Origin of the sequence: Pseudomonas sp. SD17-1 (genome assembly GCF_029201585.1) — a bacterium.
Lineage (GTDB): Bacteria > Pseudomonadota > Gammaproteobacteria > Pseudomonadales > Pseudomonadaceae > Aquipseudomonas > Aquipseudomonas palmensis.
Genome location: NZ_CP104044.1, coordinates 3,610,138 through 3,631,448 on the forward strand (window position 1 = coordinate 3,610,138; position 21,311 = coordinate 3,631,448).

At 62.4% G+C, this 21,311-nt stretch carries 19 protein-coding genes; 16 read left to right on the plus strand and 3 right to left on the minus strand.

The genetic code is table 11. The features are described from left to right. The first annotated feature begins 16 nt into the window (after positions 1 to 16). On the plus strand, positions 17 to 235 hold the full coding sequence (gene infA / locus N0B28_RS16375) for a translation initiation factor IF-1 (RefSeq protein WP_002553999.1): 219 nt from the start codon (positions 17 to 19) through the stop codon (positions 233 to 235). 130 nt (positions 236 to 365) lie between these two features. On the opposite strand, the gene clpA is transcribed toward infA, so the two are convergent. Together clpA and clpS are read right to left on the minus strand one after the other, a co-directional pair. Then, positions 366 to 2,636, minus strand: coding sequence for an ATP-dependent Clp protease ATP-binding subunit ClpA (gene clpA, locus N0B28_RS16380; protein WP_043860852.1), 2,271 nt, complete (start codon positions 2,634 to 2,636; stop codon positions 366 to 368). A 30-nt stretch (positions 2,637 to 2,666) separates the two neighbouring features. Further along, complete coding sequence (gene clpS / locus N0B28_RS16385; protein ID WP_043860853.1) at positions 2,667 to 3,029, minus strand: ATP-dependent Clp protease adapter ClpS; 363 nt, start codon at positions 3,027 to 3,029, stop codon at positions 2,667 to 2,669. Positions 3,030 to 3,257: 228 nt separating this feature from the next. Between clpS and cspD the strand changes: the two genes are divergently transcribed. Beyond that, on the plus strand, positions 3,258 to 3,512 hold the full coding sequence (gene cspD / locus N0B28_RS16390; protein ID WP_058541364.1) for a cold shock domain-containing protein CspD: 255 nt from the start codon (positions 3,258 to 3,260) through the stop codon (positions 3,510 to 3,512). A 61-nt stretch (positions 3,513 to 3,573) separates the two neighbouring features. Here the strand turns inward: cspD and icd are convergent, their stop codons facing one another. After that, positions 3,574 to 4,830 (minus strand): NADP-dependent isocitrate dehydrogenase, encoded by a 1,257-nt coding sequence (icd, locus tag N0B28_RS16395; protein ID WP_043860855.1) that lies wholly within the window; start codon positions 4,828 to 4,830, stop codon positions 3,574 to 3,576. Positions 4,831 to 5,248: 418 nt separating this feature from the next. Between icd and N0B28_RS16400 the strand changes: the two genes are divergently transcribed. The 14 genes from N0B28_RS16400 to nuoF all read left to right on the plus strand — a co-directional run bounded on the left by N0B28_RS16400 (position 5,249) and on the right by nuoF (position 21,212). Beyond that, complete coding sequence (locus N0B28_RS16400; protein WP_054915101.1) at positions 5,249 to 7,474, plus strand: NADP-dependent isocitrate dehydrogenase; 2,226 nt, start codon at positions 5,249 to 5,251, stop codon at positions 7,472 to 7,474. Positions 7,475 to 7,637: 163 nt separating this feature from the next. Further along, positions 7,638 to 8,078 (plus strand): NUDIX hydrolase, encoded by a 441-nt coding sequence (locus N0B28_RS16405; RefSeq protein ID WP_078480764.1) that lies wholly within the window; start codon positions 7,638 to 7,640, stop codon positions 8,076 to 8,078. A gap of 73 nt (positions 8,079 to 8,151) precedes the next feature. Then, positions 8,152 to 9,273, plus strand: coding sequence for a tRNA 2-thiouridine(34) synthase MnmA (gene mnmA, locus N0B28_RS16410; RefSeq protein ID WP_275727535.1), 1,122 nt, complete (start codon positions 8,152 to 8,154; stop codon positions 9,271 to 9,273). Then, positions 9,273 to 9,893: a high frequency lysogenization protein HflD gene (gene hflD, locus N0B28_RS16415; RefSeq protein WP_043860859.1), complete on the plus strand. Its 621-nt coding sequence runs from the start codon at positions 9,273 to 9,275 to the stop codon at positions 9,891 to 9,893. Before mnmA ends, hflD begins: the two co-directional genes overlap by 1 nt. A gap of 135 nt (positions 9,894 to 10,028) precedes the next feature. Next, entirely contained in the window at positions 10,029 to 11,399 is a 1,371-nt protein-coding gene (gene purB / locus N0B28_RS16420; protein WP_043860860.1) for an adenylosuccinate lyase, read from the plus strand. Between the two features lie 80 nt (positions 11,400 to 11,479). Beyond that, on the plus strand, positions 11,480 to 12,646 hold the full coding sequence (locus N0B28_RS16425) for a cupin domain-containing protein (RefSeq protein ID WP_043860861.1): 1,167 nt from the start codon (positions 11,480 to 11,482) through the stop codon (positions 12,644 to 12,646). Then, positions 12,639 to 13,064, plus strand: a complete 426-nt coding sequence (locus N0B28_RS16430; RefSeq protein WP_043860862.1) for a GNAT family N-acetyltransferase — start codon at positions 12,639 to 12,641, stop codon at positions 13,062 to 13,064. The genes N0B28_RS16425 and N0B28_RS16430 overlap by 8 nt, the downstream gene beginning before the upstream one ends. 125 nt (positions 13,065 to 13,189) lie before the next feature. After that, the gene (locus N0B28_RS16435; RefSeq protein WP_229589330.1) at positions 13,190 to 13,924 is read left to right on the plus strand and encodes a secretin N-terminal domain-containing protein; all 735 of its coding nucleotides are present in this window, start codon (positions 13,190 to 13,192) and stop codon (positions 13,922 to 13,924) included. A gap of 522 nt (positions 13,925 to 14,446) precedes the next feature. Further along, positions 14,447 to 15,772 (plus strand): isocitrate lyase, encoded by a 1,326-nt coding sequence (gene aceA / locus N0B28_RS16440; RefSeq protein ID WP_043860864.1) that lies wholly within the window; start codon positions 14,447 to 14,449, stop codon positions 15,770 to 15,772. A 627-nt stretch (positions 15,773 to 16,399) separates the two neighbouring features. Further along, the gene (locus tag N0B28_RS16445) at positions 16,400 to 16,813 is read left to right on the plus strand and encodes an NADH-quinone oxidoreductase subunit A (protein ID WP_010220397.1); all 414 of its coding nucleotides are present in this window, start codon (positions 16,400 to 16,402) and stop codon (positions 16,811 to 16,813) included. A gap of 10 nt (positions 16,814 to 16,823) precedes the next feature. Beyond that, entirely contained in the window at positions 16,824 to 17,501 is a 678-nt protein-coding gene (locus tag N0B28_RS16450; RefSeq protein ID WP_043860865.1) for an NADH-quinone oxidoreductase subunit B, read from the plus strand. 77 nt (positions 17,502 to 17,578) lie between these two features. Next, positions 17,579 to 19,360 (plus strand): NADH-quinone oxidoreductase subunit C/D, encoded by a 1,782-nt coding sequence (gene nuoC / locus N0B28_RS16455; protein ID WP_043860866.1) that lies wholly within the window; start codon positions 17,579 to 17,581, stop codon positions 19,358 to 19,360. Between the two features lie 2 nt (positions 19,361 to 19,362). After that, a complete protein-coding gene (gene nuoE, locus N0B28_RS16460; protein ID WP_043860867.1) occupies positions 19,363 to 19,860 on the plus strand; it encodes an NADH-quinone oxidoreductase subunit NuoE in 498 nt (165 codons plus the stop codon). Beyond that, positions 19,857 to 21,212: an NADH-quinone oxidoreductase subunit NuoF gene (gene nuoF / locus N0B28_RS16465; protein WP_043860868.1), complete on the plus strand. Its 1,356-nt coding sequence runs from the start codon at positions 19,857 to 19,859 to the stop codon at positions 21,210 to 21,212. The genes nuoE and nuoF overlap by 4 nt, the downstream gene beginning before the upstream one ends. Positions 21,213 to 21,311 lie beyond the last annotated feature (99 nt).

Here is a 21,311-nt window from a genome sequence, read left to right on the forward strand (position 1 = left end):
CCGAGGGCTTTACTGCATGTCGAAAGAAGACAGCTTCGAAATGGAAGGCACTGTCGTCGACACCCTGCCCAACACCATGTTCCGCGTGGAGTTGGAAAATGGGCACGTCGTTACCGCGCATATCTCCGGCAAGATGCGCAAGAACTACATCCGTATTCTCACCGGCGACAAGGTCCGCGTCGAACTGACGCCTTATGACCTGAGCAAAGGGCGCATCACCTACCGCGCCCGCTAAACGCTACACACAAGAACGCCCGGCCAGTGCCGGGCGTTTTTGCGTGCCTGCCTGAAAAGCCTCGCCGGCAAGGCCGACTCCTACCAGGGCAGCATCACCCCGCAGGAGCCGGCCGTGCCGGCGAACGCGATCAGGCCATCTCGGCCGTGGTCTCGAAGTCGAACACCAGCTCGCCATCGCGCAGGTCGATGTGCACCACGCCGCCATGCTCGGCCAGCTCGCCAAACAGGATCTCTTCGGCCAGCGGCCGCTTGATCTTGTCCTGGATAAGCCGCGCCATGGGCCGCGCACCCATCTGCGCATCGTAGCCACCGGCTGCCAGGTAGCTGCGAGCAGCATCCGACACCTCCAGCAGTACGCGCTTGTCTTCCAGCTGGGCCTGCAGTTCGGTGAGGAACTTGTCGACCACGCTCTTGATCACTTCGTGGCTCAGGCGACCAAACTGGATGATGGTGTCCAGGCGGTTGCGGAACTCCGGCGTGAAGCTCTTCTTGATCACTTCCATCGCGTCGGACGAGTGGTCCTGATGGGTAAACCCGATCGAGGCCCGTGCCGCAGTCTCGGCGCCGGCGTTGGTGGTCATGATCACGATGACGTTGCGAAAGTCCGCCTTGCGCCCGTTGTTGTCGGTCAGGGTACCGTGGTCCATCACCTGCAGCAGCAGGTTGAAGACTTCCGGGTGAGCCTTCTCGATTTCATCGAGCAGCAGCACGCAATGCGGCTGCTTGGTGATGGCTTCGGTCAACAGGCCGCCCTGGTCGAACCCGACATAGCCCGGAGGCGCACCGATCAGGCGCGACACGGTGTGACGCTCCATGTACTCGGACATGTCGAAACGCACCAGCTCGACCCCCAGCGCCTTGGCCAGCTGACGCGCCGCCTCGGTCTTGCCGACCCCGGTAGGGCCTGCAAACAGGAACGAGCCCACCGGCTTGTCCGGCGCCTTCAGGCCCGCACGCGACAGCTTGATGGCGGTGGCCAGCGAATCGATCGCGGCATCCTGGCCAAACACGGTCAGCTTCAGGTCGCGTTCCAGGTTGCGCAGCAGCTCCTTGTCGGAACTGGTGACGTGCTTTGGCGGAATGCGCGCAATCTTGGCGACGATGTCTTCCACCTGCTGCACATCGATGCGCTTGACGCGCTTCTCGACCGGCTGCAGGCGCTGGTACGCCCCCGCCTCGTCGATCACGTCGATGGCCTTGTCCGGCATGTGACGGTCATTGATGTAGCGCGCTGCAAGCTCCGCTGCGGCACGCAGCGACTCATCGCTGTACTCGATGCTGTGATGGGACTCGAAACGCCCCTTGAGGCCGCGCAAGATGCCGATGGTGTCTTCCACCGACGGCTCGCTGACATCCACCTTCTGGAAGCGCCGCGCCAGGGCCCGGTCCTTCTCGAAGATGCCGCGGAACTCCTGGAACGTAGTCGAGCCGATGCAACGGATATCACCCGAAGACAGCAGCGGCTTGAGCAGGTTGGACGCATCCATCACCCCGCCCGATGCCGCACCGGCGCCGATGATGGTGTGGATTTCGTCGATGAACAGGATCGCCTGCGGACGCTTGCGCAGTTCGCCGAGCAGCGCCTTGAAGCGCTTCTCGAAGTCGCCACGGTACTTGGTACCGGCCAGCAAGGCGCCCAGGTCCAGCGAATAGACCACGCTCTGGGCCAGCAGGTCAGGCACCTGACCGTCGACGATACGCTTGGCCAGGCCTTCGGCGATGGCGGTCTTGCCCACCCCGGCCTCGCCCACCAGCAGCGGGTTGTTCTTGCGCCGACGCGCAAGGATCTGCGCCACGCGCTCGACCTCGGTCTCGCGCCCCACCAGCGGGTCGATACGCCCCTGGCGTGCCAGCTCGTTGAGGTTGCTGGCATAGGCATCCAGCGGATTGCTCGAGGACGAGGCTTCGCCGCCGTCTTCGTCCTGCATGTCCTGCTCGCCGTCCTGGTGTTCGCCATGGCCCGGCACCTTGGAGATACCGTGAGCGATGTAGTTGACCACGTCGATTCGCGCGACACTTTGCTGTTTGAGCAGGAACACCGCCTGGCTTTCCTGCTCGCTGAAGATCGCCACCAGCACATTGGCGCCGGTGACTTCACGTTTACCCGAGCTCTGTACATGGAACACGGCACGCTGAAGCACCCGCTGGAAGCCCAGGGTTGGCTGGGTCTCGCGGTCTTCATCATGCACGGGGATCAGTGGCGTGGTGGAGTCGATGAACTCCTGCAGGTCGTGCTTGAGCTTGTCGAGGTTGGCTCCACAGGCACGCAAAACGGTTGCGGCGGCCTCATTATCCAAAAGCGCCAGCAGAAGGTGTTCGACGGTCATGAACTCATGACGCTTCGAACGGGCCTCCTTGAAGGCCAGATTGAGGGTGACTTCGAGCTCGCGGTTTAACATAGCTTCACCTCATACCCAAGTGGTCGGCGATTAACCGTCCTTCTCGATTTCACAGAGTAGCGGATGCTGGCTTTCCCGGGCGTATTGGTTGACCTGCATGGCCTTGGTCTCGGCGATGTCGCGGGTAAACAATCCGCACACTGCCCGCCCTTCTGTATGGACGGCCAGCATGACCTTGGTCGCCAGCTCGCGATTCAGGTTAAAAAACACCTCGAGCACTTCGACGACGAAATCCATCGGTGTGTAGTCATCGTTGAACAAAACCACCTTGTACATCGGTGGTGCCTGCAGCGCGGGCTTGGCTTCCTGTACCGCCAGACCAGAGCCATCGTCCTCATCCTGCTGCGGGCGATCCTGATTGAATGTTAGTCGAATCTGGCTATGTGCATGCATGGAAAGAAATTCATCATTTCGACAGGTTAAGGTTGAATGTGGACCGCCTGGCCACACGCCGGAACGGCCGTCGCCTGACCTTGACTATCGGCAAATCGGTGTTACAACCAATAAGAGCCCACCGTGGTCGATAAAGATCCGCGCAGTCAACCAGAATTTTCGCAGGTTCATAGGCGGATGGAGTGGATGATACTCCAGTGATGGAGTCCTTTGCAGAGGGATATGAGGATGGCAACCGGCAAAGTCAAGTGGTTCAACAATGCCAAGGGATTCGGATTCATCAACGAGGATGGCAAGGATGAGGACCTGTTTGCCCACTTCTCTGCCATTAACATGGAAGGTTACAAGACCCTGAAGGCCGGACAAGTCGTCACATTCGATATCATTCAGGCACCCAAGGGGTTTCATGCGCAGAACATAAGACCCGTCGTCACCAGCGCCCAGAGCGAGCCCGCCGGCAGCGCGACCACGATCGACGCCTGAACACCCCAGGAACACCAGGGCCGGCCTGCCCTCTCGGACAGGCCGGCCTTTTGCTGCCCGCTTACATGTGCTTGATCAGCGCCTCACCGAAGCCCGAGCTCGACACCAGCGTCGCACCTTCCATCAGGCGTTCGAAGTCGTAGGTCACGGTCTTGGCCTTGATAGCCCCGTTGGTGCCCTTGATGATCAGGTCCGCCGCCTCGGTCCAGCCCAGGTGACGCAGCATCATCTCGGCCGACAGGATCACCGAACCAGGGTTGACCTGATCCTTGCCGGCATACTTGGGCGCCGTGCCGTGGGTGGCCTCGAACATGGCCACGGTGTCCGACAGGTTGGCACCCGGCGCGATACCGATACCGCCCACTTCCGCCGCCAGGGCGTCGGACAGGTAGTCACCGTTCAGGTTGAGGGTGGCGATCACGTCGTACTCGGCCGGACGCAGCAGGATCTGCTGGAGCATGGCGTCGGCAATGGCGTCCTTGACGATCACTTCACGGCCGGTCTTGGGGTTCTTGAATTTCATCCACGGGCCGCCATCGAGCAGCTCGGCGCCGAATTCGTTCTTGGCCACCTCGTAGCCCCAGTCCTTGAAGGCCCCCTCGGTGAACTTCATGATGTTGCCCTTGTGCACGATGGTCAGCGACTCGCGGTCGTTATCCACCACATACTGCAGGGCCTTGCGCACCAGGCGCTGGGTGCCTTCCTTGGAAACCGGCTTGATGCCGATGCCGCAATCCTGGTCGAAGCGGATCTTGGTGACACCCATTTCCTCCTTGAGGAACTTGATGACCTTGTTCGCCTCGGGCGAGCCGGCCTTCCACTCGATGCCGGCATAGATGTCCTCGGAGTTCTCGCGAAAGATCACCATGTCGACGTCGCCAGGTTTTTTCACCGGGCTGGGCACACCCTCGAACCACACCACCGGACGCAGGCACACGTACAGGTCCAGTTGCTGGCGCAGGGCGACGTTCAGCGAACGGATGCCGCCGCCGACCGGGGTGGTCAGCGGGCCCTTGATCGATACCACGTAGTCTTTCACCGCATCCAGGGTTTCCTGGGGCAGCCAGGTGTCCTGGTCGTAGACCTGGGTGGCCTTCTCGCCGGCGTACACTTCCATCCAGGAGATCTTGCGCTTGCCGCCATAAGCCTTTTCGACTGCAGCATCGACCACCTTGATCATCACCGGGCTGACATCGACGCCAATACCGTCACCTTCAATGAAGGGGATGATCGGATTGTCGGGAACATTGAGAGAATGGTCTGCGTTGACGGTGATTTTGTCACCGACTGCCGGAACCTTGATTTTCTGGTATCCCATGCTGCACTCCGCTTTTTTCTGGTTGATAGGACTTCATGCAATCCCCAGAGCCTAACCCAGTTGAACGCAGACGCAAACCTCGCCGAAAAAACCGTCATACCAGCGTAAAACGCTCTACGTCTTTGGTCTAAAAGTGGCCATCCGACATGTTGACCTTGATGATTACGACCAAGGGTTTGATATACTCCGCCGGTGACCAAAGGGTCACTGGGGGCGACCGGTCCGAATAGAGACGTCCGGCCCCGACAAGACTGGGCTGTTACCGCAGTTCAGCCGTTTGACACTCGACTGATGCAACCCACCATCACAGCCCGGAATCCTCGACTTTCTGCTCATGGATCCGCTTGAGCGAAGCGCCTATCCTGCGCACCCCTCGAGATTCCGCGCACGCTCAGCAAAACAGAGAGTTAACCCGAATATGCCCACCCGATCCAAGATCATCTACACCTTCACCGACGAAGCCCCCGCCCTCGCCACCTACTCACTGCTGCCCATCGTCGAAGCGTTCACCGCCACTGCCGACATCGCCGTCGAAACCCGTGACATCTCGCTCGCTGGCCGTATCCTCTCTGCCTTCCCTGAACAGCTCGGCGCCGACAAGCAAGTGGCCGACCACCTGGCAGAACTGGGCCAACTGGCAACCACGCCTGAAGCCAACATCATCAAGCTGCCGAACATCAGCGCCTCGGTACCGCAGCTGAAGGCCGCGATCAAGGAACTGCAAGCCAAGGGCTTCAACATCCCGGACTACCCGGACACCGTCAGCACCGACGCGGAAAAAGAAGCCCGCGCCCGCTACGACCGCATCAAGGGCAGCGCCGTGAACCCGGTACTGCGCGAAGGCAACTCCGACCGCCGCGCACCGCTGTCGGTCAAGAACTACGCCCGCAAGCACCCGCACAAGATGGGCGCCTGGGCAGCCGACTCCAAGTCGCACGTCGCGCACATGGACAACGGCGACTTCTACGGCAGCGAAAAAGCCGCGCTGATCGAAGCCGATGACAGCCTGCGCATCGAGCTGCTGGCCAAGGACGGTTCGACCACCGTCCTGAAAGAAAAGACCGCGGTCAAGGCCGGCGAAATCGTCGACTGCGCCGTGCTCAGCACCAAGGCCCTGCGCAGCTTCATCGCTGCCCAGATCGAAGAAGCCAAGGCCCAGGGCGTACTGCTGTCGGTTCACCTGAAGGCCACCATGATGAAGGTCTCCGACCCGATCATGTTCGGCCAGATCGTCGCCGAGTACTACAAGGACGCGCTGACCAAGCACGCCGCCGTACTGGAGCAGGTCGGCTTCAACCTGAACAACGGCATCGGCGACCTGTACGCCCGCATCAAGGACCTGCCAGCCGAGCAGCAGGCCCAGATCGAAGCCGACGTGCAGGCCGTGTATGCCGTGCGCCCGGCGCTGGCCATGGTCAACTCCGACAAGGGCATCACCAACCTGCACGTGCCGAGCGACGTCATCGTCGACGCCTCGATGCCGGCGATGATCCGCGACTCGGGCAAGATGTGGAACACCGAAGGCCAACTGCAGGACACCAAGGCAGTGATCCCGGATCGCTGCTACGCCACCATCTACCAGGCGGTGATCGAAGACTGCAAGCAACACGGCGCCTTCGACCCTACCACCATGGGCAGCGTGCCGAACGTCGGCCTGATGGCACAGAAGGCCGAAGAGTACGGCTCCCACGACAAGACCTTCCAGGCCAAGGCTGATGGCGTGATCCGCGTCGTCGACGGCAAGGGCAACCTGCTGCTGTCCCAGGACGTCGAGGCCGGCGACATCTTCCGCATGTGCCAGACCAAGGACGCGCCGATTCAGGACTGGGTCAAGCTGGCCGTCAACCGTGCCCGCGCCAGCGCCACCCCGGCGATCTTCTGGCTCGACCCGCAACGCGCCCACGACGGCGTGCTGATCGAGAAGGTCCAGAAGTACCTGAAAGACCACGACACCACCGGCCTGGACATCCGTGTCCTGTCGCCTGTCGAGGCCATGAAGGTTTCGCTGCAGCGCATCCGTGCCGGCGAAGACACCATCTCGGTCACCGGCAACGTGCTGCGTGACTACCTGACCGACCTGTTCCCGATCATGGAGCTGGGCACCAGCGCCAAGATGCTGTCGATCGTGCCGCTGATGAACAACGGCGGCCTGTTCGAAACCGGCGCCGGCGGTTCGGCACCCAAGCACGTGCAACAGCTGGTGGAAGAAAACTTCCTGCGCTGGGATTCGCTGGGCGAGTTCCTGGCCCTGGCAGCTTCGCTCGAGCACCTGAGCACCGCCTACGCCAACCCCAAGGCCAAGGTACTGGCTGCGACCCTGGACCAGGCCACCGGCCAGTTCCTGGACAACAACAAGTCCCCTGCGCGCAAGGTTGGCAGCATCGACAACCGTGGCAGCCACTTCTACCTGACCCTGTACTGGGCCCAGGCACTGGCTGCACAGACCGATGACGCGGCGCTGCAAGCACGCTTCGCACCGCTGGCCAAGGCACTGACCGAGAACGAAGCGACCATCGTCGCCGAGCTCAACGCAGTCCAGGGCAAGCCGGTTGAAATCGGTGGTTACTACTACCCCGATGCCGAGCTGACCGCCAAGGCAATGCGCCCGAGCCAGACCTTCAACAACGCGGTTGCCGCGCTGTAAGGTTGGCTTGAGCTGACACACAGACCCCGGCCACGCACCGGGGTTTGTGCTTTCTGGAATCTGTGTCGTCTGCATCGCGGGTCAAGCCCGCTCCCACAGGGGTTGTGTGGGAGCGGGCTTGACCCGCGATGCAGGCGACGCTGCCCTGAGCAGGAGCACCCGCATGACCTGGCAACCCCACATCACCGTCGCCACCATCGTCGAAGACAACGGCCGCTTCCTGCTGGTCGAGGAATTCAAGGCCGGCCGGCACGTCTTCAACCAGCCCGCCGGCCACCTCGAAGCCAACGAAACCCTGCTCGAAGCCGCCCTGCGCGAGACCCTCGAAGAAACCGCCTGGGACGTCGAGCTTACCGGCATCGTCGGCATCTACCTCTATACCGCCCCCAGCAACGGCGTGACCTACCAGCGCATCTGCTTCGCTGCCCGCCCGCTTCGCCACCACCCCGAGCGCGCCCTGGACACCGACATCGTGCGCGCCACCTGGCTCACCCGCGACGAACTGCTGGCCGCCCCCGAGCGCTGGCGCAGCGAGCTGGTGCCGCAATGCATCGACGACTACCTGGCCGGCCCGCTGCACAGCCTGAGCCTGATCCGCAATTGAAGCCGCGGCTTTCGCCTTGCGCGGCGCAGCCTGATAGAATCGACGTCTTTTTCCAGATACACAGCCGGTACCTATGACCAGTCCAGCACTCTACGAACCCGAAAAGACACGCGTCATCGTCGGCATGTCCGGCGGCGTGGACTCTTCCGTCTCCGCCCTCCTGCTGATCGAGCAGGGCTACCAGGTGGAAGGCCTGTTCATGAAGAACTGGGAAGAGGACGACGGCACCGAATACTGCACCGCCCGCGAAGACCTGGCCGATGCCCAGGCCGTGTGCGACCGCATCGGCATCAAGCTGCACACTGCCAACTTTGCCGCCGAGTACTGGGACCACGTGTTCGAGCACTTCCTGGAAGAGTACAAGGCCGGGCGCACGCCGAACCCGGACATCCTGTGCAACCGCGAAATCAAGTTCAAGGCGTTCCTCGACTACGCCCTGATGCTCGGTGCCGACCTGATCGCCACCGGCCACTATGTGCGCCGCCGCGACATCGACGGGCGTACCGAGCTGCTCAAGGGCCTGGACCCGAACAAGGACCAGAGCTACTTCCTGCACGCCGTCGGCGGCGAGCAGATCGCCCGCACGCTGTTCCCGGTGGGCGAACTGGAAAAGCCCGAGGTGCGCGCCATCGCCGAAAAACACGGCCTGGCCACGGCCAAGAAGAAGGACTCCACCGGTATCTGCTTTATCGGCGAGCGCCGCTTCAGCGATTTTCTCAAGCAATACCTGCCGGCGCAGCCCGGTGAAATCCAGACCACCGAGGGTGAAGTCATCGGCCAGCACCACGGCCTGATGTACCACACCATCGGCCAGCGTCAGGGCCTGGGCATCGGCGGCCTCAAGGATGCCAGCGACGAGCCGTGGTACGTGCTGGAGAAAGACCTCAGCCGCAACGTGCTGGTGGTCGGCCAGGGCAACGAGCACCCGTGGCTGTTCTCCCGCGCCCTGCGCGCCTCGGAGATCTTCTGGGTCAACCCCGTCGACCTCTCCAGCCCGCGCCAGCTGACGGCCAAGGTGCGCTACCGCCAGAGCGACCAGGCGTGCACCCTGGAACGCACCACAAGCGGCTACCGCGCCGTTTTCGACGAGCCGCAGCGCGCCGTGACGCCGGGCCAGTCGGTGGTGTTCTATGACGGTGAGGTATGCCTGGGGGGCGGTGTGATCGAAGTGGCCGAGCCCTGGAGCAGCCGCTGATGAACCAGATGCAAGAACAACTGGTCGCTCTGGGCGGGGTATTCCAGGCCGCCGTGCTGGTCGACCGAATCGCCCGCACGGGCCAGGCCAGCGAGGCCGACCTGGGCTGCATGCTCGGCAGCCTGCTGGTACGCGACCCCAAGGACACCCTGGAGGTGTTCGGCGGTGACGACCTGAACCTCAAGGATGGCTACCGCGCCCTGGCCAGCGCGCTGGAGCGCGACCCTGCCAGCCTGCAGCGCGAGCCGCTGCGCTACGCCTTGTCGATGCTGGGCCTGGAGCGCCAGCTGGCCAAGCGTGGCGACATGCTCGACACCATCGGCAAGCGCCTGCCGCAGATCCAGTCCCAGGCCGATCATTTCGGCCTGGTGCATGAAAACGTGATCGCTTCGTGCGGCGCCCTCTACCAGGACACCCTGAGCACCCTGCGCCAGCGTATCCAGGTGCATGGCGACATGCGCAACCTGCAGCAGCCCAACAATGCCTCGAAGATCCGCGCCCTGCTGCTGGCCGGCATCCGTGCTGCGCGCCTGTGGCGCCAGCTGGGCGGGCACCGCTGGCAGCTGGTGATCAGCCGGCGCAAGCTGCTCAAGGAGCTGTACCCGATGCTGCGCGGCTGACCCTGACCGCGTCGCGGCCTTCGCTGGCTTGCCAGCGAAAAGGCCCGAAAGACCTTTTGTCACCCTCAAAACCCGGGCGCGTTTTTCATGTATGATATGCGCCCTTTTCGTTGCCCGACTGTCCGAGAACACCCCATGCAGCTTTCCTCGCTCACTGCGGTTTCCCCTGTTGACGGCCGCTACGCCGGCAAAACCCAGGCCCTGCGCCCCATCTTCAGCGAATACGGCCTGATCCGTTTCCGCGCCCTGGTCGAGGTCCGCTGGCTCCAGCGCCTGGCCGCCCACCCGCAAATCGCTGAAGTACCAGCGTTTTCCGCCGAAGCCAACGCCGTGCTCAACGCCCTGGCCGACGACTTCGCCCTCGAGCACGCCGAGCGCGTCAAAGAGATCGAGCGCACCACCAACCACGACGTCAAGGCCATTGAGTACCTGCTCAAGGAGCAGGCCGCCCAGCTGCCGGAACTGGCCAAGGTCAGCGAGTTCATCCACTTCGCCTGCACCAGCGAGGACATCAACAACCTGTCCCACGGCCTGATGCTGCGCGAAGGCCGCGACAGCGTGCTGCTGCCGCTGATGCGCCAGATCGCCGAGTCGATCCGCGAACTGGCCCACCGCTTCGCCGACGTACCGATGCTGTCGCGCACCCACGGCCAACCGGCTTCGCCGACTACCCTGGGCAAAGAGCTGGCCAACGTGGTGTACCGCCTGGAGCGCCAGATCGCCCAGGTTGCCGCCGTGCCGCTGCTGGGCAAGATCAACGGCGCCGTGGGCAACTACAACGCCCACCTGTCGGCCTACCCGCAGATCGACTGGGAAGCCAACGCCCGCGCCTTCATCGAAGACGAGCTGGGCCTGGTGTTCAACCCCTACACCACCCAGATCGAACCGCACGACTACATTGCCGAGCTGTTCGACGCGATCGCCCGCTTCAACACCATCCTGATCGACTTCGATCGCGATATCTGGGGCTACATCTCGCTGGGCTACTTCAAGCAGCGCACCATTGCCGGCGAAATCGGTTCCTCGACCATGCCGCACAAGGTCAACCCGATCGACTTCGAGAACTCCGAAGGCAACCTGGGCATCGCCAACGCGCTGTTCCAGCACCTGGCCAGCAAGCTGCCGATCTCGCGCTGGCAGCGCGACCTGACCGACTCCACCGTGCTGCGCAACCTGGGCGTCGGTTTCGCCCACAGCGTGATCGCCTACGAGGCCAGCCTCAAGGGCATCAGCAAGCTGGAAATCAACGAAGCCCGCATCGCCGAAGACCTGGACGCCTGCTGGGAAGTCCTGGCCGAGCCGATCCAGACCGTGATGCGCCGCTACGACATCGAAAACCCGTACGAGAAGCTCAAAGAGCTGACCCGCGGCAAAGGTATCAGCCCTGAAGCGCTGTTAACCTTCATCGATGGCCTGGACATGCCGGCCGAAGCCCGCGCCGAGCTGAAGAAGCTGACCCCGGCCAACTACATCGGTAATGCCGCGGCACAAGCCAAACGCATCTGATTGCCCCCGCGTTTTGACGCCCGGCTTGGCCGGGCGTTTTTATTGCTGAAAGAAAATTACTTTTTTTCAATAGGTTACACATGAATCCTGATACCCCACTTCAGCTGCTGGGCGGCCTGACTGCCCGCGAATTCCTGCGCGACTACTGGCAGAAGAAGCCCCTGCTGGTTCGCCAGGCCTTCCCTGATTTCGAAAGCCCGATCGATGCCGATGAACTGGCCGGCCTGGCACTGGAAGAGGAAGTCGAATCGCGCCTGGTCATCGAACATGGCGAGCGCCCGTGGGAACTGCGCCGCGGCCCGTTCGACGACGACACCTTCAGCACCCTGCCTGAGCGCGACTGGACCCTGCTGGTACAAGCCGTCGACCAGTTCGTGCCGGAAGTGGGCGAGCTGCTGGAGAGCTTTCGCTTTCTGCCAAGCTGGCGCATCGACGACGTGATGATCAGCTTCGCCGCCCCGGGTGGCAGCGTGGGCCCGCACTTCGACAACTACGACGTGTTCCTGCTGCAAGGCCAGGGCAAGCGCAACTGGAAGATCGGCCAGATGTGCGACAGCGACAGCCCGCTGATCGAGCACGCCGACCTGCGCATCCTGGCCGACTTCGAGCAGACCGACGAGTGGACCCTGGAACCGGGCGACATGCTCTACCTGCCACCGCGCCTGGCCCACTACGGTGTGGCCGAAGACGACTGCCTGACCTATTCGGTCGGCTTCCGCGCGCCGAGCGCCGCCGAAGTGCTGACCCACTTCACCGACTTCCTCAGCCAGTTCCTGCCTGACGAAGAGCGCTACACCGACGCCGACGCCCAGCCAGTGAGCGACCCGCACCAGATCCAGCGCGACGCCCTGGATCGCCTCAAGGGCCTGCTGGCCGAGCACATGAGCGACGAGCGCCTGCTGCTGACCTGGTTCGGCCAGTTCATGACCGAACCACGCTACCCGGAACTGGTGGCTGGCGAGGCACTGAGCGAAGAAGACCTGATCGACAGCCTGGAACAGGGTGCGATCCTGATCCGCAACCCGAGCGCGCGCCTGGCCTGGTCGGAAGTCGACGACAACGTACTGCTGTTCGCCAGCGGCCAGAGCCGCCTGCTGCCGGGCGAACTGCGCGACCTGCTCAAGCTGATCTGCGCCGCCGACGCCCTGCACGTGGAAAACCTCGCGCCATGGCTTGGCGACGAAAATGGCCTTACCCTGATCTGCGAACTGGTCAAGCAAGGAAGCCTGGGATTTGCCAATGAATAAGATCGAAGTACGCCTGGCCGATTGGCAGAAAGACAACGCCGACATCCGCCGTATCCGCGAATCGGTGTTCATTGCCGAGCAGAACGTGCCGCCAGAGCTGGAGTGGGATGCCGACGACAACATCGCCGTGCACTTCCTGGCCTTTGAGGGTGACTACGCCATCGGCACCGCCCGCCTGTTGCAGGATGGCCAGATCGGGCGCGTGTCGGTGCTCAAGGACTGGCGCGGGCTCAAGGTGGGTGACGCACTGATGCAGGCCGCCATCGCCGAGGCGCAGAACCGCGATCTGCGCCAGCAGAAGCTCACCGCACAAGTGCATGCCACCGCATTCTACGAGCGCCTGGGCTTCAAGGTTGTCAGCGAGGAGTTCCTCGAGGCCGGCCTGCCGCACGTGGACATGGTGCGCGACTCGCAGTAAGCGCCAGCCCTGTCGCCGGCAAGACCAGCTCCCATACCTGCGGGAGCCGGCCTTGCCGGCGAACAGGCCAGCACAACCGCTACAAATTTGCCATCATGTCCACTCCACCCGCGGAGACCATGGACATGCCGCTACGCCCCCTGCTCGCCACCCTGCTTCTGTCGTTCAGCCTCAGTGCGCTGGCCGCCACCGAAGTCCTGCCGCTGAACCACCGCACCAGCGCCGAACTGCTCCCAGCCGCGCAAGCCTTCATCGGCAAGGACGGCAGTATCAGCACCTTCGAAAACAAGCTGATCGTCAATGCCGAGCCCGGCAAGATCGACGAACTTCGCACCCTGCTGCAACAACTGGACACCGCCCCCAAGCGCCTGCTGATCAGCGTCGACAACACCGACAGCAACGTCCAGGACAACCGCGGCAATGCCCGCGTGATCCGCTACGGCACCGCCAACCGCGAGGGTGGGCTGCAACAGGTGCAGGCCAGCGAGGGCACTCCGGCGCTGATCCAGGTTGGCCAGAGCATTCCCATCACCAGCACCCAGACCGACAGCTACGGACGCGTGCAGAGCAACACCGAGTACCGCAACGTCACCCAGGGTTTCTACGTCACCGCCAGCGTCACCGGCGAAACCGTGCACCTTGCCATCAGCACCAACAATGACCGAATGAGCCAGGAACGCCCCGATGTAGTGAAGGTGCAAAGCACCGACACGAAGGTCACCGGCAAGCTTGGCGAGTGGATCAGCCTGGCAGGTGTCAACGCTCAAAGTCAGGCCGATCGCAGCGCTTCGACCCTCAGTTACTCCACACAGCGCGGTGAGAACATGACTTTGCGGGTAAAAGTCGAGGCACTGGACTGACCCCGCGTCGTTCAAGGCCTCGACCAAAGGCCTCGAAACTGACTGACGAGTCGTATTAGACCAAAGATGTAGTGGATGAAAAAAAGCACTACAAAACATTTGACGCCCCCGAATCGCAGAGGCATGATGGCCCCGCTCCCGCTAATCAGAGGCCCTGGCAAGGGCCTTCGAGTTGCGCTCTGACCTACCCGACCTGAGCCGATTCGTGTCTGTACAGCCCACAAGGCGGTTTGACGAGATTGCGACTGGAACGAAGTTGTCCCGAGGGACGGAAGCGCATCAAACGGTAGACGGCACACCCTGATCGACGCAGCACGGCAACCACGAGCCAACCTGCCCGACAGCCACGCCAAGGACCTGCTCACTTCCCCCTTCGAGCCCCATCGTTCAACGTCGCCATTTCGCCCACACCACTGGCTGCCAGTGCTTCTGACCAGCGAGCAATCGGAGCTGCCCCTGTACGCACAGCGCAGCCGACAGAGCGAACATTTTTTACCGACCTATGCGACGAGGTTTACTTTCATGGCACTGACACGCGAACAGCAAATTGCAGCCCTCGAAAAAGATTGGGCCGAGAACCCACGCTGGAAAGGCGTGACCCGTACCTACTCTGCCGCTGATGTCGTTCGTCTGCGTGGCTCGGTTCAACCTGAGCACACCCTGGCCCGCATGGGTGCCGAGAAGCTGTGGAACCTGGTAACCAAAGGCGCCCACCCTTCGTTCCGCCCTGAAAAAGATTTCGTCAACTGCATGGGCGCCCTGACCGGCGGCCAGGCTGTTCAACAGGTCAAGGCCGGTATCCAGGCTATCTACCTGTCCGGCTGGCAAGTGGCTGCCGACAACAACTCGGCCGAGTCCATGTACCCCGACCAGTCGCTGTACCCGGTGGACTCCGTGCCAACCGTGGTCAAGCGCATCAACAACTCGTTCCGTCGCGCCGACCAGATCCAGTGGAAAGCCGGCAAGAACCCGGGCGACGACGGCTACATCGACTACTTCGCACCGATCGTGGCTGACGCTGAAGCCGGTTTCGGCGGCGTGCTCAACGCCTACGAGCTGATGAAGAACATGATCGAGGCAGGCGCCGCCGGCGTTCACTTCGAAGACCAACTGGCCTCGGTTAAAAAATGCGGCCACATGGGCGGCAAGGTACTGGTTCCGACCCAGGAAGCCGTACAGAAGCTCAGCGCTGCCCGCCTGGCAGCCGACGTCGCCGGTGTACCGACCATCATCCTGGCCCGTACCGACGCCAACGCCGCCGACCTGCTGACCAGCGACTGCGACCCGTACGACCAGCCATTCGTGGTGGGTGAGCGTACCCAGGAAGGTTTCTACAAGGTACGTGCCGGTCTGGACCAGGCGATTGCCCGCGGCCTGGCCTACGCACCGTATGCCGACCTGATCTGGTGCGAAACCGCCAAGCCGGACCTGGACGAAGCACGCCGCTTTGCCGAAGCCATCAAGAAGGAATACCCGGACCAGATCCTGTCCTACAACTGCTCGCCTTCCTTCAACTGGAAGAAGAACCTGGACGACGCGACCATCGCCAAGTTCCAGCGCGAGCTGTCGGCCATGGGCTACAAGCACCAGTTCATCACCCTGGCTGGCATCCACAACATGTGGCACGGCATGTTCAACCTGGCGCACGACTACGCCCGCAACGACATGACTGCCTACGTGAAGCTGCAGGAGCAGGAATTCGCCGACGCGTCCAAAGGCTACACCTTCGTGGCGCACCAGCAGGAAGTGGGCACTGGCTACTTCGACGACATGACCACCGTGATCCAGGGTGGCAAGTCTTCGGTTACCGCCCTTACCGGCTCGACCGAAGAAGAGCAGTTCCACTGATCGGCTGATCGATTGGTGACATTCGGGTAACACGCAAGACCCGGGGCCTGTGATGGGGCTCCGGGTCTTGTGCCATTCATACCCCGCGCAGGCGTCAGCCTTGCCGGCGAAAAGGCCAGCCGCCCGGCACAAGGCTTCCTTATTACCCCCGATTGGCTATGCTAGTGCACACCGGCGTCAGCGGACGGCCGTGGCAGCGCAGATACCGACGCGCCACCCCCGCGCACAACCCTGAGCCAGAGCCCAGCGCCAGCACGCAGACACTGCCCGAAACAGGGGCGCACAAACTTGCCGGCCACACCCTTGAACAACAACTTTTAGTTGACGCAGGAGGTAGGAATAACAGGAGTTCCTCAAATGATATTAATTATCATTTCGAAACTTGCATTTCGTTACGCCATACAAGAAACATAATTAACAAAAGCACGCGCAATCCACGGAATACGTGGCCTGCAGCGAGTTACGAAAGATTTTTGTTCTTAATGCTACGAATAAATTTGCTGCAGAAATTTTACTTGCTACGGGTTTACCCATAAAATCAGCGCGATAGATTTCGCTGCGACATATCGTCACTGCTCTACTTCTTTTCAAGCTCAGAGACCAAGCGCTCTGTTAAGGATTTTCAGCATGCCCGATTCGACAGGACTCATCGCCCACAACTGGGGCTTTGCCATCTTCCTTTTGGGTGTCGTCGGCCTGTGTGCCTTCATGCTCGGCCTGTCCGCCCTGCTGGGCAGCAAGGCCTGGGGCCGCAGCAAGAACGAACCGTTCGAGTCCGGCATGCTGCCAACAGGCGGTGCCCGCCTGCGTCTTTCCGCCAAATTCTATCTGGTCGCGATGCTGTTCGTGATCTTCGATATCGAAGCCCTCTTTCTCTTTGCATGGTCTGTGTCCGTCCGCGAAAGCGGCTGGACCGGATTCGTCGAAGCACTCGTTTTCATAGCAATTCTGTTGGCAGGTCTTGTCTACCTATGGCGCGTCGGGGCCCTCGATTGGGCTCCCGAAGGTCGTCGCAAGCGGCAAGCGAAGCTGAAACAATGAGGCTTTGGCAATGCAATACAATCTCACCAGGATCGACCCCGATGCGCCCAACGAGCAGTATCCAATCGGTGAACGGGAAACCGTCTCCGATTCGCTGCTAGAGGACCAGGTCCACAAGAACATCTTCATGGGCAAGCTCGAAGATGTACTCAGTGGAGCCGTCAACTGGGGGCGCAAGAATTCCCTGTGGCCGTACAACTTCGGCCTCTCCTGCTGCTACGTGGAAATGACCACGGCCTTCACGGCGCCCCACGACATCGCCCGCTTCGGCGCCGAGGTCATCCGGGCATCGCCGCGTCAGGCCGACTTCATGGTCATCGCCGGCACCTGCTTCATCAAGATGGCGCCGATCATCCAGCGCCTGTACGAGCAGATGCTCGAACCCAAGTGGGTCATCTCCATGGGTTCGTGCGCCAACTCCGGTGGCATGTACGACATCTACTCGGTCGTTCAGGGGGTCGACAAGTTCCTCCCCGTGGATGTCTACGTGCCTGGCTGCCCGCCTCGCCCCGAAGCGTTCCTGCAAGGCCTGATGCTGCTGCAGGAATCGATCGGCAAGGAGCGGCGCCCTCTTTCGTGGGTCGTCGGCGATCAAGGCGTGTACCGCGCCGAGATGCCGTCGCAGAAAGAGCAGCGTCGTGAACAGCGTATCCAGGTTACCCACCTGCGCAGCCCCGACGAAGTCTGATCCAGCGACCTGCCGCCTGTTCATTCGAGCAGGCGGCCTGGCTTCATTCTCTACGTTGACCGAAAGCGATCGAGACCATGACAGCGGACACCGCTATTTACATCCCGCCTTACAAGGCTGACGACCAGGATGTGGTCGTCGAATTGAACAATCGTTTTGGCCCCGAGGCGTTCACCGCCCAGGACACCCGCACCGGCATGCCGGTGCTTTGGGTTGCCCGCGCCAAGCTGATCGAAGTGCTGACCTTCCTGCGCAACGTGGCCAAGCCGTACAGCATGCTGTACGACCTGCACGGCGTGGACGAGCGCCTGCGCACCCAGCGTCGCGGCCTGCCGGGCGCCGACTTCACCGTGTTCTACCACCTGCTGTCCGTCGAGCGTAACAGCGACGTGATGATCAAGGTGGCACTGAACGAAGGTGACCTGAACCTGCCCACCGTCACCGGTATCTGGCCCAACGCCAACTGGTACGAGCGCGAAGTCTGGGACATGTTCGGCATCGACTTTGCCGGCCACCCGCACCTGACCCGCATCATGATGCCGCCCACCTGGGAAGGCCATCCGCTGCGCAAGGACTTCCCGGCGCGCGCCACCGAGTTCGACCCCTACAGCCTGAACCTGGCCAAGCAGCAGCTCGAGGAAGAAGCCGCACGCTTCAACCCCGAAGCCTGGGGCATGAAGCGTTCCGGTGCCAACGAGGACTACATGTTCCTCAACCTTGGCCCCAACCACCCTTCGGCTCACGGTGCGTTCCGTATCGTGCTGCAGCTGGACGGTGAAGAGATCGTCGACTGCGTCCCGGACATCGGCTACCACCACCGTGGTGCCGAGAAGATGGCCGAGCGCCAGTCCTGGCACAGCTTCATCCCCTACACCGACCGCATCGACTACCTGGGCGGGGTGATGAACAACCTGCCCTACGTGCTCGCGGTCGAGAAGCTGGCCGGCATCAAGGTGCCGCAGAAGGTCGACACCATCCGCATCATGATGGCCGAGTTCTTCCGCATCACCAGCCACCTGCTGTTCCTGGGTACCTACATCCAGGACGTCGGCGCCATGACCCCGGTGTTCTTCACCTTCACCGACCGTCAGCGCGCCTACACCGTGATCGAAGCCATCACCGGTTTCCGTCTGCACCCGGCCTGGTACCGTATCGGTGGCGTGGCCCACGACCTGCCGCGCGGCTGGGAAAAACTGGTCAAGGACTTCGTCGACTGGCTGCCCAAGCGCCTCGACGAGTACACCAAGGCCGCCCTGCAGAACAGCATCCTCAAGGGCCGTACCATCGGCGTGGCTGCCTACAACACCAAGGAAGCCCTGGAATGGGGCGTCACCGGTGCCGGCCTGCGTTCGACCGGTTGCGACTTCGACCTGCGCAAGGCACGCCCGTACTCGGGCTACGAGAACTTCGAGTTCGAAGTGCCGCTGGCCAGCAATGGCGATGCCTATGACCGCTGCATGGTGCGCGTGGAAGAAATGCGCCAGAGCATCAAGATCATCGACCAGTGCATGCGCAACATGCCGGAAGGCCCGTACAAGGCGGATCACCCGCTGACCACGCCGCCGCCAAAAGAGCGCACCCTGCAGCACATCGAGACCCTGATCACGCACTTCCTGCAGGTTTCGTGGGGCCCGGTCATGCCGGCCAACGAGTCCTTCCAGATGATCGAAGCGACCAAGGGCATCAACAGTTACTACCTGACGAGCGACGGCGGCACCATGAGCTACCGCACCCGGATCCGCACTCCGAGCTACCCGCACCTGCAGCAGATCCCTTCGGTGATCCGCGGCAGCATGGTCGCGGACCTGATTGCGTACCTGGGCAGTATCGACTTCGTTATGGCTGACGTGGACCGCTAAGCATGAATAACACGCTTATCCAAACCGACCGTTTCGCCCTGAGCGAAACCGAGCGCTCGGCCATCGAGCACGAGATGCACCACTACGAGGACCCGCGCGCGGCGTCCATCGAAGCCCTGAAGATCGTTCAGAAGGAACGCGGCTGGGTGCCGGACGGCGCCGTGTACGCCATCGGCGAAGTGCTGGGCATCCCTGCCAGCGACGTCGAAGGCGTGGCCACCTTCTACAGCCAGATCTTCCGCCAGCCGGTCGGCCGCCACATCATCCGTGTGTGCGACAGCATGGTCTGCTACATCGGCGGCCACGAGTCGGTGGTCAGCCAGATCCAGAGCGAGCTGGGCATCGGCCTGGGCCAGACCACCGCAGACGGGCGTTTCACCCTGCTGCCGGTGTGCTGCCTGGGCAACTGCGACAAGGCCCCGGCCCTGATGATCGACGACGACACCTTTGGCGACGTGCAACCTGCCGGCGTTTCCAAACTGCTGGAGGGTTACGTATGACCATCACTTCCTTCGGCCCGGCCAACCGCATCGCGCGCGCCGCCGAAACCCATCCGCTGACCTGGCGCCTGCGCGACGACGGCGAGCCACTGTGGCTCGACGAGTACCAGGCCAAGGACGGCTACACCGCTGCCCGCAAGGCACTGGCGCAGATGTCGCAGGACGACATCGTGCAGACCGTCAAGGACTCCGGCCTCAAGGGCCGTGGCGGTGCGGGCTTCCCGACGGGCGTCAAATGGGGCCTGATGCCCAAAGACGAATCCATGAACATCCGCTACCTGCTGTGCAATGCGGACGAAATGGAGCCCAACACCTGGAAGGACCGCATGCTGATGGAGCAACAGCCCCATCTGCTGATCGAAGGCATGCTGATCAGTGCCCGCGCGCTCAAGGCCTACCGCGGCTACATCTTCCTGCGTGGCGAATACACCACCGCCGCGCGCAACCTCACCCGTGCGGTCGAGGAAGCCAAGGCTGCCGGCCTGCTGGGCAAGAACATCCTGGGCAGCGGTTTCGATTTCGAACTGTTCGTGCACACCGGCGCCGGGCGTTACATCTGCGGTGAAGAAACCGCACTGATCAACTCCCTCGAAGGCCGCCGCGCCAACCCGCGTTCCAAGCCGCCCTTCCCTGCCGCCGTGGGCGTGTGGGGCAAGCCGACCTGCGTGAACAACGTCGAGACCCTGTGCAACGTGCCGGCCATCGTCGGCAACGGCATCGACTGGTACAAGTCTCTGGCCCGCGAAGGCAGCGAAGACCACGGCACCAAGCTGATGGGCTTCTCCGGCAAGGTGAAGAACCCTGGCCTGTGGGAACTGCCCTTCGGTGTCACCGCCCGCGAGCTGTTCGAAGACTACGCCGGCGGCATGCGCGACGGCTTCAAGCTCAAGTGCTGGCAGCCAGGCGGCGCCGGTACCGGCTTTTTGCTGCCCGAGCACCTCGACGCCCAGATGTACGCCGGCGGCATCGCCAAGGTCGGTACCCGGATGGGTACGGGCCTGGCCATGGCCGTTGACGACAGCGTCAACATGGTCTCGCTGCTGCGCAACATGGAAGAGTTCTTTGCCCGCGAATCGTGCGGCTTCTGCACCCCGTGCCGCGACGGCCTGCCGTGGAGCGTCAAGCTGCTGCGCGCCATCGAGAAAGGCCAGGGTCAGCCAGGCGACATCGAGACGCTGCTGGGGCTGGTCGGTTTCCTCGGCCCAGGCAAGACCTTCTGCGCTCACGCACCCGGTGCGGTCGAGCCGCTGGGCAGTGCCATCAAATACTTCCGCCCCGAGTTCGAAGCCGGCATCGCAGCCACTGCTGCACCGCGCCCGGACTTGGCCAAACCCGTTGTGGTTGGCGCATAACGAACAAGAAGACGGGCGGTCCGTGCCGCCCGTTGCCCGCGATGCTCGCCCGGATGACGGCGAACCGCAGGCATACAGCTTTCCATTAGCCACGCCCGC